Here is a 16612-nt window from a genome sequence, read left to right as displayed (position 1 = left end):
TGCGGCGTACTGTCTCCCGCGTGCGGCGGCCGCTCGCCGTTGCACCGCAGAACCGATTCGATACGAACCAGCCGACGCGAAACGCATTCGCGCGCGATTGCCGAGAAACGACATGGATCTTGTTGCCGCATTAACGGGGTACGGGCAAGCGACCCGCCATATCCAGATCGATACCGCGATGCCGGGGGCATTCGTGGTCGAGCGCTTTCACGGTCGTGAAGGGATCAGCGAATCGTTCCGGTTCGAGATCGACGTGCTGTCGAGCGAGCCGTTTCTCGATCTGGCGCCGCTGATCGGCAGCGCCGTGCGGCTGCGCGTTGCGACGGCGGTGGGCGAGCGCTGCTGGAACGGCTACGTCACGCATGCCGCGTATGCGGAGAGCGACGGCGAGTTCACGCGCTACCGGCTCACGATGGAATCGTGGCTCGCGCTGCTGCAGCTGCGCCGCAATTGCCTGTATTTCGTCGATCTCGACGTCGAGGGCATCTGCGAGCAGGTGTTCGGCGATTACCCGGAAGCGCATCGGCGCTACGAGCGAGTCGAGCCACTGCGTGCGTTCCGCCTGCGCGGCCAGTACCGGGAAACCGATCTCGATTTCGTGTTGCGGCAGCTGTCGGAAGCCGGGTTGTCGTTTCGCATCGAGCACGGGCAGGACACGGGGAACGCACCGTCGGGCGATCATACGGTCGTCGTGTTCGACCGCCACGCACGGCTGCCCGACGGCAGCGCGATCGCTTTCAATGCGCAGGACGTCGGCGATCCGGACGGCGTGATGACGCAATTCTCCGATCGGCGTCAGCTCGTGCCGGATCGCGTGGTGACGACGAGCTGGAAAGCCAGCGAGCTCGTTGCGCTGGCCGGCCAGGCGCAGCAGCCGGCCGACGCCGACGCGCCGCTGCTGCCGGTGCGGGAGGTCTACGACGGCCAGCGTGCCGGCCGCTTCGACACGAGCGGCGACGCGCAGCGTTACGCCGAGCAGCGTCTCGACGCGCTGCAGCTCGCCAAACGGGTTTACCGTGGCGGCGGATCGTCGCGCACGCTCGAGGTCGGCAGGGTGCATACGCTGAACGATTATCTGAGCGGCCCCGTGCGGTTCGTGCCGCTGTCGATCGAGCATGAGGCCGTCAACAATCTCGGCGCGCAGATCGGGCAGCTGTTCGGACGCGGCGAGCTCGAGAAGGGCCTGTATCGCAACCGCTTCATCGCGGTGCCGGAAGGCACGCCGATCGTGCCGCCGCATCGCGACCGGCCGACGGTGCATGGCGTGCAGACCGCGATCGTGGTCGGCGAGCCGGGCGGCCGCGTCAGCAGCACGCGCGATCACCAGGTCCGCATCCAGTTTCCGTGGATGCGCGGTGTCGCGCCGCTGCCTGGCGGGCTGACCGATACGGCGAGCCGCTCCAATCCGGCCGGCCATGCGCCGGGCGACCATCGGTCGGGCATCCTGGTCCGCGTCGCCGAACAGGCCGCCGGGCCGAATTTCGGCCATGCGTTCGCGCCGCGCGTGGGGGCGGAGGTGGTGGTCGGCTTCGAGTCCGGCAACATCGACGCGCCCGTCGTCCTCGGCCAGGTATACGGCGGCCGGGTGCGACCGCCGTTCTCGGCCGGCGAAGGCAGCGACGCGAATCATTCAGGATCGCTGACGGGCTTGCAGACGCAAACACTCGACGGGCAACCGGGCAGCCGCTGGGTGATGGACGATGCGGCCGGGCAATTGCGCCACGAGCTGAACAATTCGACTGCCGGCACGCGCCTCGCGCAGGGTTATCTGATCGACCAGCAGGGCACGATGCGCGGCGCCTATCGCGGCGAGGGTTTCGAACTGGCGACGCAGGGCTGGGGCGTCGTGCGGGCCGGCGCGGGCGTGCTGGTATCGAGTACCGCGCGTCAGTTCGGTGCGTCGACGCAGATGGACGTCGCCGAACGCGTGGAGCAGTTGAAGGACGCCGAGAAAACCGCGCAGGAACTCGACCGGGCGGCCACCGGCGCGCTGGCAGTCGGCCTGAGCGCGAACGCGGCGCTGACGGATTTCCTGAAGGCGATCGATCCCGCGCAGGACGGCAAGTATGCGGGGAGCGTGGGCGGCCAGAGCGCGACCAAGCCGAGCGGCACGCAGCGCGACGGAGGCGATCCCGTCGAGCGATTCGCGACACCCGCGGTGCTGATGGAGTCGCCGGAGAACATCGTGGTGACGACGCCAGACAGCGCGGTGTCGTATGCGGCGCAGCATGTTCATGTGACGTCGCAAGGCGACGCACACGTGGGCGCCGGTGCGACCGTGGCCGCGGCGACGGGCGATGCAGCAAGCCTGTACAGCGTGGCGGGCGGGCTCAAGGCGATCGCGGGCGAAGGGCCGGTGAGCGTCGAGGCGCACGCGTCGACGATGGAGATTCTCGCGGACCAGACCGTGCGCGTGACGTCGACCGACGAGCGCGTCGACGTGCTCGCGCAGGATGCGATCGTGCTGCAGCAGGGGCCGAACCGGATCACGCTGAAGGGCGGCGACATCATCGTCGAGACGCCGGGGCAGTTCGCGGTGAAGTCGGGCGGGCATCCGTTCCCGGGGCCGCGCGCCGCGAGCGTGAAGCTTCCGGCGCTGCCGGTGTTGCCGCAGGGCGATCCGTGCGACTTCCTCGTACAGGCGCTGGCGGCGAGCCCGGCGGGGAGAGGGGCGGTGGCGGCGGGGGGCAGTGCGGCGGGGGCGGCAGGCGGGGCGGCATGGAGCGGGGCAGCGTCGGGCGCGACGGTTTTGATGGCCGACATGCCGGCTCCGGGAGCAGGTAGCTTGCCGCTTGTCCCGCAGGCGTTGGCAGATGAGTCGAGTCGATCCATGCCTGCACCGGTACCCGCTTCGTCGGGACAAAATGCGGCGCCCGGCCCGTCGCTCGGTTATTCGACTCCGCCGCCGGTGTCCAGCGAACTGGAGGGCATGCCGAAGAAAGGCCCGGCTGCGCAAAGCGGGCCCTGCAATCTTCACGTCCCCGCGATTCCCACCGAGCTTCATACCGTTGATGCCGGATGCGTCAGCTATTTCCAGACGGGAGAGGACGGCAAGGCGGTACTCAAGGACAAGAAGCGAATCTGGCTGAATTTTTCCGGCACGGAGGATTCGTACGACATCGGATACGCGCCCGCGACGGCGACCGTGACGGCGACCGTCTATATCAAGGTCAACCTGAAGGACCAGTACTGGATCAATAACGGGGCCGTCTACATGGATCCATCGACGGGCAAACCGTTCTCGGTACCGTTCAATAGCGATGGAAACCGTAAAGACCTGGTGATTAAGATCGTGGACCGGCCGGGTGGTCTGGGTCCCATATCGTCGAGCTTCAAGAAGCGCATCGAGGACGGGCTGAATAGAGGGAACTATTCGATGCAGCCGAAAGAATGCCCGCTGGGTAGTGCATGTACGTGCAAGGTCAAGCTGAGACTGGAAGTCGAACTGGTTCAAATTGGGCGATGCCATGCGGAGGTCAATCTGTTTCCGATGGCGACCCGGGCGGATTCGGGGAACTGGGGGGAAGTGAACGTCCAGTGGAACGGCCGGGAGAATCGGTACGTGCCGCTGAAAACGCAACATACGATCGTGCACGAGGCCGGCCACCTGTTCGGCTGGCCCGATGAGTATTTCCTGGATGGCGGGTCGGTGTATGGCAAATACATCAACTCGCAACACCTGGTCGACGTGAAGATTGCCCAGCTTGTCGACAACTGGCAGCGCGAGACCCCCACGAACTTGATGGGCCGGGGGGTGTACACGGAGAAGCCGGAAATTGCGAAGTACTACATGTACGGCTTCCGCAACTGGTTCAACAAGAAAACCGGGATTGAATGGGAGGTGCTGAAATGAAGCGCTCGATCTTGTTCCTGGTGATGTCAACGATTTCTTTCGGGGTGGCGGAAATGACGCTTGCACATGATCGTCCGGATTATTTCGAGATTCGTAGCGGACAGGGACAGCTCAATCCTTCGCCATCGATGGTCTTCACGGCCGATGGTCGAACGGTGTCGTACTTTTCGCGTGGGCGGGACATCGACCCGCTGCCGCCATCGAGTTACGTCGGAATCGGGAAATATACGGCGGATCTCACGGGAACCTATCGCCAGCATGTCGATATGGTCAAGGCGACGTTGAGCAGCAGGACAATCCCCCAGATCCGCGAAATCAACAAGGGGTCCGTGCTCGTCTATTCGTTCAACAAGGACGGCCACCATTACGAGGGCACGTACAACTATCAGTTCGACGATCAATTCAACGAGAACCTTTCGGTGCTTTATGACCTTGCCCACGATTTGCTGGCGCGTGGTACGCACGAGATCAATTTTCGTCCGGAATTTTCGGTGCGATCCACCGCCGACTATCTTGTCGTCGACGTGACGTTCGCAAACGATGGCAAGCAGGATGTGGCGATCGACGGTCCTGATCGTTGGTCGCCAGATCTGGCGAGGCCCGATGTGCAATACATGGAGATCAGCGGCGGCAACAAACTCGTGGGTTTCGACGTCAGGCTGGTCAGCAAATATCTGAACGACACATCGCGTCGTAATCGGCGCGAAATCGTCGTCAAGCCTGGCCACCCCGAGAAGATGGAATTCCTCGTGCCTTACGCCGATCTGACCTATGACGCCAATTCGCCGATGCGCCGTGTCGAGCCCGGCACCTACGTGTTCGCCGGCAAGATGAACGTCGATATCCTGCGTCCGCAGGAAATGGACGGACGGATCTTCACGCCGACGAATCGGTTGGAAAACGTGAACCTGACGGGGAAGTGACCCTGACGTGATGCGCGTTATACGAATCCTGGTGTTGGTGGCATTGCTTCCCTGCGCGACGGACATGGCGTCTGCGTGCGACGAGCATGGTCATTTCGAAATCCGGAGCAGCCCGGGGCAGATCAAGCCTGCGCCTCCATTGGGTTTCACGTTTGACGGCAATCGTGTCGCCTACTATTCGCATGGGCTGGATCTTGATCTCATGCCGCCGGCGAAGTATGTGGGAGTCGGAAAATACACGGGAGAACTGAACGATCGTTACCGGCCGGAAATCGAGCAGATGCAGCGGATTCTGGCCAATAACGAGATCGCTTCGGTTCCGGGCCGGAATGTCGGATCGGTCCTCGCATATTCGTTCGATCGGAATGGAACGCATTACCAGGGGCAGCTTCAATATCGATCCGGCGACGAGATCAACGGAAAGCTGTCGTTTCTTTACGAACTTGCGCAGGATCTGCTGGATCACGGCACGCCGGAAATCAATCTGCACCCGACGTTCGCCGCGCGTTCCGAAGCGGGGAATCTGGTGGTCGATGTCGTGTTCGGGAACGACGGGACGCAGGAAGTGGTCATCGATGGCCCGGAGAAGTGGTTGCCGCGGCGCGCGCTCCTGAACGGGCAATACTTTCTGACCAGCGCGCGCAACGACGCTGGCGCGCGCTTCCAGGTCGCACTGGTCGAGAAGTACCTGAGTGCCGCTTCCCGCGCCTATGCGTCGGTGATTTCGGTCAAACCGGGGCAGTCGGTGAAGGTCGAATTCGTCGTGCCGCACGATGCGTTGACGTTCGATCCGGGCGCATCGCGGCAACAGATCCGCGGGGGCACCTACCGGATGTCTGGCGAAGCGAATGTCAACATCCAGTCGCCCTCGGAAATGAAAGGCAAAGCATTCATACGGATGGACAAACTGTCCGACGTCGATTTGACCGAACGGTAATGCGTAACCCGATGCTTCGACTCCAGGAACTGAACGTACCACCCCCCGCGAACCCCGAACCCACCCATCATGTCGACCCAATCTGACCTCATCCAGGCGTTCTTCCGCGGCTGGTCGCAGCACGACCGGTTTCTGTGGCTGACCACGCCGCTCGGCGCGGACAAGCTCGTCGCCGAGAGCCTGCACGGATGGGAGTCGCTCGATCACGGCGGCTTCCGGTTCCAGGTCACCGCGCTGACCGAGCGTCCCGACGTGCCGCTCGACAAGCTGATCGGTGCGCCGATCCTGATCGAATGGCAGGCCGCCGACGGGCAGGACGCACGGCGCCCGTTCCACGGCCATGTGATGGCCGCGGAGCTCGTCGGCTACAACGGCGGGCTCGCGCGCGCGCAGCTCGTCGTCGAACCGTGGCTCGCGCTGCTGCAGCAGCGCGTCGACAGCTACAACTTCGTGAACGCGAGCGTGGTCGAGATCAGTGAACAGGTTTTCTCGCACTACGCGCGTGGCGCGGTCGCGCCGGCCTGGCGCTGGGCGCTCGCCGATCCTGCGCGATATGCGAGCCGCAGCCTGACCGCACAGGCCGGCGAATCGGACTTCGCGTTTCTCGAACGTCTGTGGGCGGAAGAGGGCATCTTCTACTGGTTCGAACACGAGGGCGACGCGCAGTCGACGAACCTCGGCAAGCACACGCTCGTTCTCGCCGATACGAACCAGCGTTTCGACCCGGCTGAACCCGAGGTCGTCGGGTTTCACCAGACGAGCGACGGCGATCCGCGCGGCGGCATCCGGCACTTCCTGAACGCGCGCCGCTGGCGCATCGGCAGCGTCGCGCGCGCCAGCTGGGATCATCGAAGCCTGTCGACTCGTCCATCCGGCGTGCGCGCGAACGGCGCGGTCGTGCCGGGCGAGGATCGCGACGTCGCCGGCCCGTACGCGTTCCAGACCACCGGGATCGGCGAACAGCGCGCACAGCAGCAACTCGACGCGCAGCGCGTGGCGGCGCTGCAGGCCGAAGGCAGCGGTACGCGTCGTGATCTGCGGCCGGGGCTGCACTTCGCGATGTCGCAGCATCCGTCGCTCGATGCATCGCGCACGTTCGTGTGCCTGCGTGTCGAGCACGACGCGCGTGCGAATGTGGGCGCCGACGTGCACGGTGCGATCGCGCAGCGACTGGGCGAGATTCCGTCGATGCCCGACGCCGCACCCGGCGAGGCAGTCGGATACGGCGGCGCGCAGGCGCTGCATGCGGCAATCGACGCCACGACGCACGCTGGCGGCGCGCTCGTGGACGGCAACGAGGTGTACCGGAACCGCTTCGCCGCGTTGCCGTTCGACCAGGCCTATCGGCCGCTGGCGTCGAACGGGCACGGTGCGCGCGTGCATCCGGTCGCGGTGATGCCGGGCGCACAGACAACCGTCGTGGTCGGCGCGGGCGATCCGGTTCACACCGAACGCGACCACCGGATCCGGATCCAGCATCACGCGCAGCGTGGGCAGAATTCCGCGAGTCGCGAAGCGCATCCGCGCGCGGCGAATGCGCCGGCCGATCGTGGCGCCGGCACCTGGACGCGCATGGTGACACCGGTCGGCGGCGACAACTGGGGCGGCGTGAGCGTACCGCGCGTCGGCCAGGAAGTCTGGACCGAGTGGCTGGAAGGCCAGCCGGACCGGCCGGTTGCGGTCGCCGCGCTGTACAACGGGCGGGGCAACGCCGACGCGCAGCACAATGCGCTCGCGGGCGGCCCGAGCGGCAGCACGGCCAATGCGGCGGCCTGGTTTGCCGGCAACGACCATGCGGCCGTGCTGACCGGCTTCAAGACGCAGGACATGAGCGCGAGCCAGACCGGTGCGGGCGGCTCGCGGCAATTCATGCTCGACGATACGGCGGGCCAGTCGAGTGCGCGCCTTTACACGACCGATCACGGCAGTGGCCTGACGCTCGGCCACATCAAGCAGGTGCAGGACAACCGGCGTCTGGCCGATCGCGGCTACGGCGCCGAATTGTCGACGCAGGCGGCCGCTGCGCTGCGCGCCGGTGCCGGCCTGCTGATCAGCACGGCGCCGGGCGTGAACCAGATGGACGCGAGCACGGCGAGCCAGGTGCTCGCGCAGCAACGCGAGATGCTGCAGGGGCTCGCGGATTTCGCGCGCAAGCAGGGGGCGGAGCCGGGTGTGAGCACGGCGCAGCCCGGTGTCGCGAGTGCCGGCGCGAGCGCCGCGTCACCGCTCGCGGCGATCGACGGGCTGCAGCAGAGCGAGGCGTCGATCGGCGCGACGCGCGAAGGCAACGGCGCGGGCGGCGCCGGCGGAGGCGGTGCGGTGGCGTGGCAGCATCCGCATCTCGTCGCGCACGGCGAGGCCGGCGTCGTCGCGATGACCGCGCGAAGCCACGTGTGGGCGTCGGGCACGCAAACCGCGCTGAGCGCAGGACGCGACGTGCAGGTTACGGTCCACGGCAAGTCGAGCATCGTCGCGAAGGAAGGCATCGCGCTGTACACGCACGGCACCTCGGGCGGCAGCCGCCCGGTGCCGGCCGTCGGCATCGCGCTGCACGCGGCGACGGGCGCCGTCACCGTGCAGGCGCAGAACGCCGGGACGCTCGACGCCAATGCGCAGCGCGCGGTGACGGTGTCGAGCGCGCAGGCGAGTGTCGCGCTGCAGTCGCCGAAGCGGCTGCTGCTGACGGCCGCCAACGCGTTCCTGAAGATGGAAGGCAACGACATCGTGATCGGCGCGCCCGGCAAGGCGACGTTTCATGCGGCCCAGCACACGCTGGCCGGGCCGCGTTCCGCGAACGTGCAGTTGCCGTCGATGAACAAGCCCGCGTGCGTCGAATGCATGCGGGATCTCGCGCATCGCCACGAAGCGATCGCCACGCGCGGGTGACGCCGATGACAACGCTGCTTCAGACCTGGGAAACGACGGCCGCCGCGGAGCACACGGCGTTTCCGGATACCCATCGCTATCTGCTGGCCGATGCTTCGCAACTGCCGATCAACGCGGCGCCGTGGCGCGAGCTGATCGCGCAAGGGCAGGTTCACAACCTGCTCGCCGGTCAGCCGGAAGCGAGCAACCCGGAAGTCTGCGCGCTGGTGTGCGACTATCGTGCGCCGCACGTGCCGGCGTTGCTCGAACGGCAGTTCGCGCGGCGGCCGTTCGCGTTTCTGTCGCTGGTCAGCATCTATCCGCTCGACGAACTCGCGCCGAAACTTGGTATCCGGACGCGCGTGACGTTGCCCGACGATCGCGACGGCCTGCTGCGGTTCTACGATGCGGCGGTGTTCCAGACGCTGGCCGGCGCACTGTCCGGGTCGCGCTATCAGGCGCTGTTGTCGCCGTGCGTGTCGTGGACCTGGGTGTGTCGCGATGGAACCGTCGGTACGGTGCGGCATCCGCGCCGGCACGAGCGGATCTTCTACGCGCGCGTGGACGCCCGCGAGCTCGACGCATTGCGCCGCGACAGCCGGCCGGACGCCGTGCTGGCCGAGTTGCGGCGCAACGGCCGGATCCCGGCCGACGCGGATCCGTTCGACACATACGCGCGCATGCTCACACTGTTCGGCATGCTGGATGCACAGGGGCTGAACGACGACAGGCTCGCCTACCGGATTGGCGCGACGCTCGCGATGGTCGGCCACGTGCGGCTCGACGATGCGAGTGTCGCCGAGTGCATCGCCGCGCATCGGCACGATCACGACGCGTTGTGCGACGCATTGCTGGATCGCCTGCTCGAGCACGGCGAGGCAGCGAATGCCGCGACGGAACAGGAGGCGCAGCGATGAACGTGCCCGCGCTGTTTTCGTTGCGCGGCCGGGCCGGGCGCATGCAATGGTGGAGCGTGACGGTGCCGTTGCTGGTCGCCGGTTCGGTGTTCGACGCGCTCGCCGATCTGCCCGCCGCGCAGCGTGCGCAGACGATCGTCGACCTTGCCGGATGGGCATTCGCGATCGTGATGATCTGGCTGCTGGTCGCGGTGTCGGTGCGGCGCTGGCACGACATCGGCAAGTCCGGGTGGTGGACGCTCGTCCATGCAATTCCCGTCGTCGGCGCGTTCGTCGCGATCGCGATGAACGGGTTCATCCGTGGCGACGACGTACATAACCGGTTCGATCCGCCGTCGCGCGGTGAAGGCAACAACGACGCAAGTTTGCGAGGGTATCGATGAAATTCAGGGCAGGGATGCACGTTTTGGCGCTGGTCGGGCTCGGTGTGCTCGCCGCATGCAGCAAGCACGGCGTCGACGTGTCGGCGGAGCCGCATAACGTGTGCGTCACCGGATACAACGAGTACGGCCGTAAGCTGCACGAATTCTGGCTCGACAACGAGCACAAGTCCGGGTGCTTCGGCAATCCGGCGGCGCGCGAGGACGGCGAGGCATTCGGCGGCGGCGGCGGCTTCGCGTGTGGCTGCAAGGTGACGCCGGGGCAGAAGGTGAAGCTGTACTGGGAATTCGCGCAACCGCTGGCCGACATTCAGCGCGGCATCCAGCCGGAGCGCAAGACGATCGACGTGACCATTCCGCAGCCGGAATCGCCGACGTCGCGCTATCTGCGCGTGTATTTCCGCAAGAACGGTACCGCCGAGCTGCAGTGGGTCGACGACATGAACGCACCCGAGCTCAAGCCGACCCAGGAGAAGTGAGCGCCATGGCCGAAATCAACCTGAAGAAGGATGCCGCAAGCGCGGAGACGGATCGCGTCAAGGCGGAAGCCGAGCAGATGTGCCCCGCATGCGAGCACATGCTGTGGGTCAGCTTCTATTTCGACGGATTCGGTTTCGGCGACAAGGAAGGACCACGAACCAACATCCTGAAGCTGTTCAATGCCGCATACGACAAGAAGAACAAGAACATGCGGCGCTTCTACTACCCGGGGCTCGGCGCCGATTTCGACCCGGAAGCCGGCGTGCTTCGGCAGGTGTTGAAGGACAAGGCGCTCGACACCGCCGGCGAAAAGGCCGGCGACAAGCTCAAGGAGATGACCGTCGACAAGGCCAAGGAGAAGGGCATGAAGACGGTCGAGGACGCGTGGAAGCAGAGCGGCAGGAAGGGAAATTCCACGCTGAGCGGCCGCGTCGGCGACACGGTCGGCACGGTGTTCGACAAGGCGAAGGAAGGCGTGGGCGACGCACGGAAGCGGCTCGAGCGAGCGGTCGCGCGGCCGGGTGCGGAAAAGAACCGCGCGTTGCGTTACCTGAAGCGCGAATGGCGAGGGTTCTGGCGCGATGTCGTCAAGTATCCGTACCGGATTCCGAAGACGGTCCTGAAGGAGGTCGGCAAGGAAACGCTCGGCGCGCTGGCCGAGTCGTTCCAGCTCTCGCGCGACACGAAGCTCGGCGCCGCGCTGTTCAATACCGGCGTCGATACGCGCCTGAAGGCGGCGGACGAAGATTTCAAGGCGGCCGTGGCGGGCGCGAAGCAGGCGGGCACGATCAACAAGATTCATGTCGCGATCTTCGGTTACGACATGGGCGGCGGCCTCGCGCTGGCCTTTGCCAAACGGTTGCTCGAGGAAACCTGCAAAGGCGGGAAGTACGACGGTGTGGCGGTCAAGATCAAGTTCATGGGCCTGTTCGACTGCGTGACGAACCGTTTCGACGACAACCTGCTGACGGGCTACATTCCGTTGAGCAACGCGGTGTCGTCGGATCTGATCTTGTCGCCGGACATCGAGAAATGCGTGCACTACGCGGCCGCGCATGAACTGCGCGTGTACAAGCCGTTGACGATGCTCGGCGTCGATCCGGCCGACATGCGCGGCAGGCGGCAGGAGCGCCTCTTTCCCGGCGCGCAGGTGGACGTGGGCGGCGGCGCGATCGAAGGCGAGGACGGCATTTCCGACAAGCTTGCGCGCGTGCCGCTGGAGATGATGTACCACCGCGCATACGGCGCGGGCATTCCAATGCCGAGCCTGACCGCGCTGGCGAACGAGGACGGCGCACTGTATCAGCAGATCGTCGCGCCGCAGGAGGTCCAGGCCTTCCAGCTCGACTACCGGGTGACCGTCAAGAAGCTCGTGGCGACGACGCGCGAGATTCCGCCGCTGTCGCCGCTGGGTGCAGGCATCGGCTATCCGTCGGCGGCGCCCAGGCCGTCGACCGGGCCGCTCGATTTTCTCAATCCGAAGCCGCTGCCCGACATGACGGACGGTTGCCGTGTGCCCGACCGGACGCCGCCGCGCCCTGTCGTCGTGACCGACCTGCCGAAGGACATCCAGGGCGAGCTCAAGGGCCACATGGTCGTGTACATCCAGTGGCTGCGCATGTGGTACGACCGGGCCGAGAATCGCACGGCCGCGACCCAGCGCAAGCCGGGGTGGCTCGGTGGCGCGGCGAATCCGCTGGCGTACGGCCGTTACGAGAAGCTGGTGCGCGAAATCGACTACCAGAAGCAGCACGGCACGCGCCCGGGATACGGGTTCGATCGGAAGCAGGCGATGAAGCAGCTCGACGGCGAGTTGCCGGCGTCGATGTTCAATACCGACCCGCAGGCGCAGGCGCTGTTCTGGCTGTGGAACAATCCTGGCGAGCGCCTGCCGCAAGTCGAAGCGATGTATCCGCTGTTCGTGAAGCACGTACACGACAGCATGGCCGAGAGCGATATCGAGGCCGTGTGGAGCCACCTGGTGTCGATCAAGAACTACATGAATACGCGGGCGATGCAGAAGATCGCGACCGCGCCCGACAAGTCCTTCCTGGATCGCGTCGCGGACGTGTACCACTCGCTGGTGTCGACCGTATCCGCACCGTCCGGCACGACGGTCGTTCGATAGTCGGCCGGCCGCCGACCCGCGCCGGCCGCCGACGCGCGGCCGGCCCGTGCGTTACTTCGAGATGTACCAGAGCGCGTCGGTGCTGACGCGCGCGGCCGGCTTCGTCGTGGCCGGCACCTGAGGCGTCGCAACGGGGGGCGGCGTGTTCGACGTCACCGCGGTGGGCCACGTCGCCGGCGTAGTCGACGGGGGCGATGCCGTCGACGCATTGGCTGTACTCGCGGTCGGTGCCGAACCCGACGTCGACGCCGTGTCGATGTACCAGAGCGCATCGGACGATGCGGTCCGCCTGGTCGACGCATTCGCTGCCGCCTGTTTCGCAGCCGGCGCGGCGGCAGCCGTTGCCGCCGTCGCGCCCGAACGCGGCGTTCCCGCCGCAGCCGTTGCCTGCGCCGTCGTCCCGGCTCCGCCACGCTGCGCACGCGCCTCGAACGGCCCGAGCTGGAAGATTAACGTTTGCGCGGGACGCGTCAGGACGGCATACGGGAACTGCAGCTCCCACGACATCAGCACGCGGCCCGACGACGTTTCGGTGAAGATCGCCGGCAGGTGCTTCATGTCGCTGAACTGCACGTAGACCCGTGCGCCGTCGTCGAACACCTGGGTCGGCTTGGCCTGATCGGCCCCGGTGACCGTCCAGCCGAAGTTGTACGTGCCGGCCGGGCCGGCGGGGCCGCCCGGCGGGGGCGCCGGCGGCGGAGCCGACGAGATCGTGCGCGGGCGCGTGACCTGCTGCGGGGCGGACACGCTCAGGCTCGCGAACGGGTTGTACGCCTGGGCCTGTTGCGGCGGCGTAAAGGACGGTGGAAGGATGGGCATGGGAGTATCCGGCGAATCCGGCATGGTCCGGATTGCATCATAGACCTTGCGCGCATACGCGAGGCGCTTGTCGGGCGACGCGGAGTTGTACGCGCCGATCGCGTTCCAGTTGGCGCCGAGCTGGCGGATGTTCTGCGACAGGATCCACGCGCCGACATACGCGTTCGTGCACGCATCGAACAGGCTCTCCCGCGTGATGCCTTCGCGCGCGAGCGTCGGCAGCCAGGTGCTGTTGATCTGCATCAGCCCGATGTCGACCGTGCCGTTCGTGTTGGTGTTGACGGCGTTCGGGTTCATGCCCGACTCGACCTGCGCGATGCCGCGCATCAGGCTGACGCTCACGTGCTGGAACGCGGCCGCGTCGTCGAGGCAATCGGCCCGCGCGACGCCGTGCAGCGCGCACGACAGCGCAATCGTCGAGGCGATTTTCAGCGTTTCTCGGCTGATCGAACGGGTGGTCTGACGCGGCATGGCAGGATGGGGCGGAATCCGGGCGCCCGGTGCAAGGAAATTACGCGAGACGCGAAGTTTGCCATAGCGAGCAGGCAAATGGCTCGCGTCAAACTTTCCTTTGCATTTGCCCATGCGCCCGACACGCCTTTTTATCGTGTCCGATCACGGCGTGCGGCGAAGCATTATCGGTAAATATGGCCGGATTTCCCGGTGAATGCCGGGGCAATGGCGGCGCCGGAATACTGACGCATCGCGTCATTCATCCCGGGAAACCGGTGCTGAATCAAACCGGATGAAAATCGGCAGGCAGCCGATATCCGTGGTGAAACGGGCGATGAAAAGGCGATCGGGAAATACGCCGGCGGCCGGTGCCGCCGTATCGGTCGATGCGGATTCGGCCGGCCGCACGGTGGGCAGCCGGCCGTTCTGCATCAGAAGCGGTGACGCAGGCCGAGGTTGACCATCGTCTGCGAGCTCGTGCCCGCGTAGCCGTACGAACCGATCGACGCCTGCGCGTCCATCGAGCCGCCGTTGCCGTCGCCGGTCCGGCCGCTTGCGTGCTGGTACGCGGCGGTCAGGTAGACGTCGGTGCGCTTCGACAGGTTGTAGTCCGCGCCGGCCGATACCTGGTGATAGGTGGCCGACGTGTCGCCGCCCGAGCGCGTATAGCTGTAGCCGACGCCGACCAGCAGCGCGTTCGTCGCCTGGTAGTTCACGAAGCCTTGCCCGGTGTTGTAGTGCTCGTTCGAGTTGAATACCGAGCTCGCATCGCGGCGGTACTGCGCGTTGCTGTAGCCGACGCCGAACGTGAACGGGCCGGCGACGTACTGGCCCGCGATGCGCGCGATGCCGATCGAGTGCGCGCTCGCATAACCGTTGTTGATCGGGCCGTCGAAGGTGCCGTCCGACGAGCTGGTCCAGCCGTTGCGCAGCGTGTTCGACGCGGGGCTGTTGGTCGCGTGGAAGTACCCGCCCGCGACGCTGAACGGCCCGTTGTTGTACGACACGGCGGCCGAATACGATTGCGCGGCGCCGGTGCTGCCGGCGATGCCGCCGAACGAATACATCGCGGAGAACTGCAGGCCCGCATAGACGGCCGACGTGTACTTCACCGCGTTGTCGACGCGGAAGCTGTTGTCGTAGTTGTCGACGTCGCCGGGCGTCGCGAACACGCTGCCGAGATAATTGTCGGCGGTGATGCCCTGCACGAGATCGACGAGCGGATCGTACTGGCGGCCGAACGTGAGCGTGCCGTAGCGGTCGCTCGTCAGGCCGACGAACGCCTGCCGGCCGAACATGCGGCCGCCCTGGCCCTGCCGGCCGTTGCTCGGGTCGAAGCCGTTCTCGAGCTGGAACAGCGCCTTCAGCCCGCCGCCGAGATCCTCGGTGCCTTTCACGCCAAAGCGGCTGCCGGCCAGGTTGCCCGCGCTGCTGTTGCCGAGCATCCACGCGTTGTCCTTGCCCTGCGCATGGTTCACGTAGGTGATCGACGTGTCGATCACGCCATACAGCGTGACGCTCGACTGCGCATGCGCGACGGGTATCGCCGCGAATGACGCGATCGAAATCAGCGAGAGGGTCGTGCGTTTCATTTCATCTCCTTGCGCATTGGCTTGTGTTCGTGATCCGGAATGGCAGGAGACTACCGAGTGCGATTAAAACGGAAAAACGAAATTCTCTTTTGTGGCTTGAGGCAGACAGGGATGTGCTCCAGTCTCGACGATCGAGGGATTTGAATTATTGAAAATTACGTATCAATTGATTGTCATTTCACGATTTGGCCATTCCGGCTTGCATATCTCGCGATAATTTCGACCGATTCGACGGGGAGTCGAGGTGGTTCGGATATTGTTATCGATCCGTCAAATAACTATTTAATGAATCGATTTGGCCGCGGTGTAATGAATGTGTTAACGACGCGTCGGGCGACGGCATCGCGGCGGCGCCACCCTTCCTGTCGTGTTGTCGCGGCGCGCATGGCACGCCGGTCGTCGACCCAGTTTTGTATATAATAATCATTCTCATTTACAAGATCGTTGACGCCTGCGCACCCCGGAACCCGGCCATGTCTGCTGACCAGCTGTCTCTCCATCGAGAAATCGACGCCCTCTATACCGGCCACCACGCGTGGCTGCGCGGCTGGTTGAGCCGGAAGCTCGGTTGCGCGCACCGCGCGGCCGACCTGGCGCACGACACCTTCATGCGCCTGCTCGCACGCGACGAGCCGATCGGCGCCGACGAGCCGCGCGCGTTCCTGACCACGGTCGCGCAGCGCGTGCTGAGCAACCACTGGCGGCGCGAACTGATCGAGCGCGCGTATCTCGATGCGCTCGCGCAGCGCCCCGAAGCGTATGCGCCGTCGCCGGAGGAGCGGGCCGTCGTGCTCGAGACGCTGCTCGAAATCGACCGGCTGCTCGACGGCCTGCCGCTCGCGGCGAAGCGTGCGTTCCTGCTTGCGCAACTCGACGGGCTCACGCAGGTCGAGATCGCGCGCGAACTCGGCGTGTCGCTCGCGACGGTGAAGCGTTATCTCGTGAAGGCCGGCACGCAGTGTTTCTTCGCGATGGCGGCCTGACCGATGGCCGCCCCGGGAGCGCCGGCGGTGCCGCCGCAGGTTGCGCGTCGCGCGGTCGAATGGTGGGTCGACCGGCAGGCCGGCCGCACCGGCGAAGCGTTCGACGCCGCGCTCGCGCGCTGGCGCGCGGAGGATCCGGCGCACGACGCGGCATGGCGCCATATCGAAACGATGCAGCAGAGGTTGGGCGGGCTCACGGCCGGGCTCGACCCGCAGGCCGCGCACGCGGCGCTAGATCGGAAGAGCGCGGGCCGCCGCCGCGCGGCCGTGAAGGCGCTGGCC

13 protein-coding genes are annotated in these 16612 nt (G+C 65.9%); 10 read left to right on the top strand and 3 right to left on the bottom strand.

Annotation, left to right across the window (positions count from 1 at the left end; genetic code table 11):
- Positions 1 to 112 precede the first annotated feature (112 nt).
- The 8 genes from tssI to L810_RS04625 all read left to right on the top strand — a co-directional run bounded on the left by tssI (position 113) and on the right by L810_RS04625 (position 12483).
- Positions 113 to 3853: a type VI secretion system Vgr family protein gene (tssI, locus tag L810_RS04660; RefSeq protein WP_021157210.1), complete on the top strand. Its 3741-nt coding sequence runs from the start codon at positions 113 to 115 to the stop codon at positions 3851 to 3853.
- Entirely contained in the window at positions 3850 to 4776 is a 927-nt protein-coding gene (locus L810_RS04655) for a hypothetical protein (RefSeq protein WP_021157209.1), read from the top strand. The genes tssI and L810_RS04655 overlap by 4 nt, the downstream gene beginning before the upstream one ends.
- Before the next feature lie 34 nt (positions 4777 to 4810).
- Positions 4811 to 5713, top strand: coding sequence for a hypothetical protein (locus L810_RS04650; RefSeq protein ID WP_162175280.1), 903 nt, complete (start codon positions 4811 to 4813; stop codon positions 5711 to 5713).
- 69 nt (positions 5714 to 5782) lie between these two features.
- The gene (locus L810_RS04645) at positions 5783 to 8599 is read left to right on the top strand and encodes a type VI secretion system Vgr family protein (protein WP_021157206.1); all 2817 of its coding nucleotides are present in this window, start codon (positions 5783 to 5785) and stop codon (positions 8597 to 8599) included.
- Between the two features lie 5 nt (positions 8600 to 8604).
- Positions 8605 to 9495 (top strand): DUF4123 domain-containing protein, encoded by an 891-nt coding sequence (locus tag L810_RS04640; protein WP_230942167.1) that lies wholly within the window; start codon positions 8605 to 8607, stop codon positions 9493 to 9495.
- Complete coding sequence (locus L810_RS04635) at positions 9492 to 9878, top strand: DUF805 domain-containing protein (RefSeq protein ID WP_021157204.1); 387 nt, start codon at positions 9492 to 9494, stop codon at positions 9876 to 9878. The genes L810_RS04640 and L810_RS04635 overlap by 4 nt, the downstream gene beginning before the upstream one ends.
- Positions 9875 to 10354 (top strand): DUF3304 domain-containing protein, encoded by a 480-nt coding sequence (locus tag L810_RS04630; protein WP_042973214.1) that lies wholly within the window; start codon positions 9875 to 9877, stop codon positions 10352 to 10354. Before L810_RS04635 ends, L810_RS04630 begins: the two co-directional genes overlap by 4 nt.
- A gap of 5 nt (positions 10355 to 10359) precedes the next feature.
- Positions 10360 to 12483 (top strand): phospholipase effector Tle1 domain-containing protein, encoded by a 2124-nt coding sequence (locus tag L810_RS04625; RefSeq protein ID WP_021157202.1) that lies wholly within the window; start codon positions 10360 to 10362, stop codon positions 12481 to 12483.
- A 51-nt stretch (positions 12484 to 12534) separates the two neighbouring features.
- On the opposite strand, the gene L810_RS04620 is transcribed toward L810_RS04625, so the two are convergent.
- The 3 genes from L810_RS04620 to L810_RS04615 form a co-directional block, all read right to left on the bottom strand.
- A complete protein-coding gene (locus L810_RS04620) occupies positions 12535 to 13773 on the bottom strand; it encodes a transglycosylase SLT domain-containing protein (RefSeq protein WP_021157201.1) in 1239 nt (412 codons plus the stop codon).
- A 237-nt stretch (positions 13774 to 14010) separates the two neighbouring features.
- A complete protein-coding gene (locus L810_RS46885) occupies positions 14011 to 14187 on the bottom strand; it encodes a hypothetical protein (protein ID WP_021157200.1) in 177 nt (58 codons plus the stop codon).
- The gene (locus L810_RS04615) at positions 14187 to 15347 is read right to left on the bottom strand and encodes a porin (protein WP_021157199.1); all 1161 of its coding nucleotides are present in this window, start codon (positions 15345 to 15347) and stop codon (positions 14187 to 14189) included. The genes L810_RS46885 and L810_RS04615 overlap by 1 nt, the downstream gene beginning before the upstream one ends.
- Before the next feature lie 473 nt (positions 15348 to 15820).
- Between L810_RS04615 and L810_RS04610 the strand changes: the two genes are divergently transcribed.
- The gene (locus tag L810_RS04610) at positions 15821 to 16330 is read left to right on the top strand and encodes a sigma-70 family RNA polymerase sigma factor (RefSeq protein WP_021157198.1); all 510 of its coding nucleotides are present in this window, start codon (positions 15821 to 15823) and stop codon (positions 16328 to 16330) included.
- A gap of 3 nt (positions 16331 to 16333) precedes the next feature.
- A partial coding sequence (locus L810_RS04605) for a DUF4880 domain-containing protein (protein WP_042973211.1) occupies positions 16334 to 16612 on the top strand: 279 nt, incomplete at its 3' end.

It is taken from the genome of Burkholderia sp. AU4i (assembly GCF_000466765.1).
Lineage (GTDB): Bacteria > Pseudomonadota > Gammaproteobacteria > Burkholderiales > Burkholderiaceae > Burkholderia > Burkholderia cepacia.
This window is presented reverse-complemented; position numbering and strand designations above follow the sequence as displayed.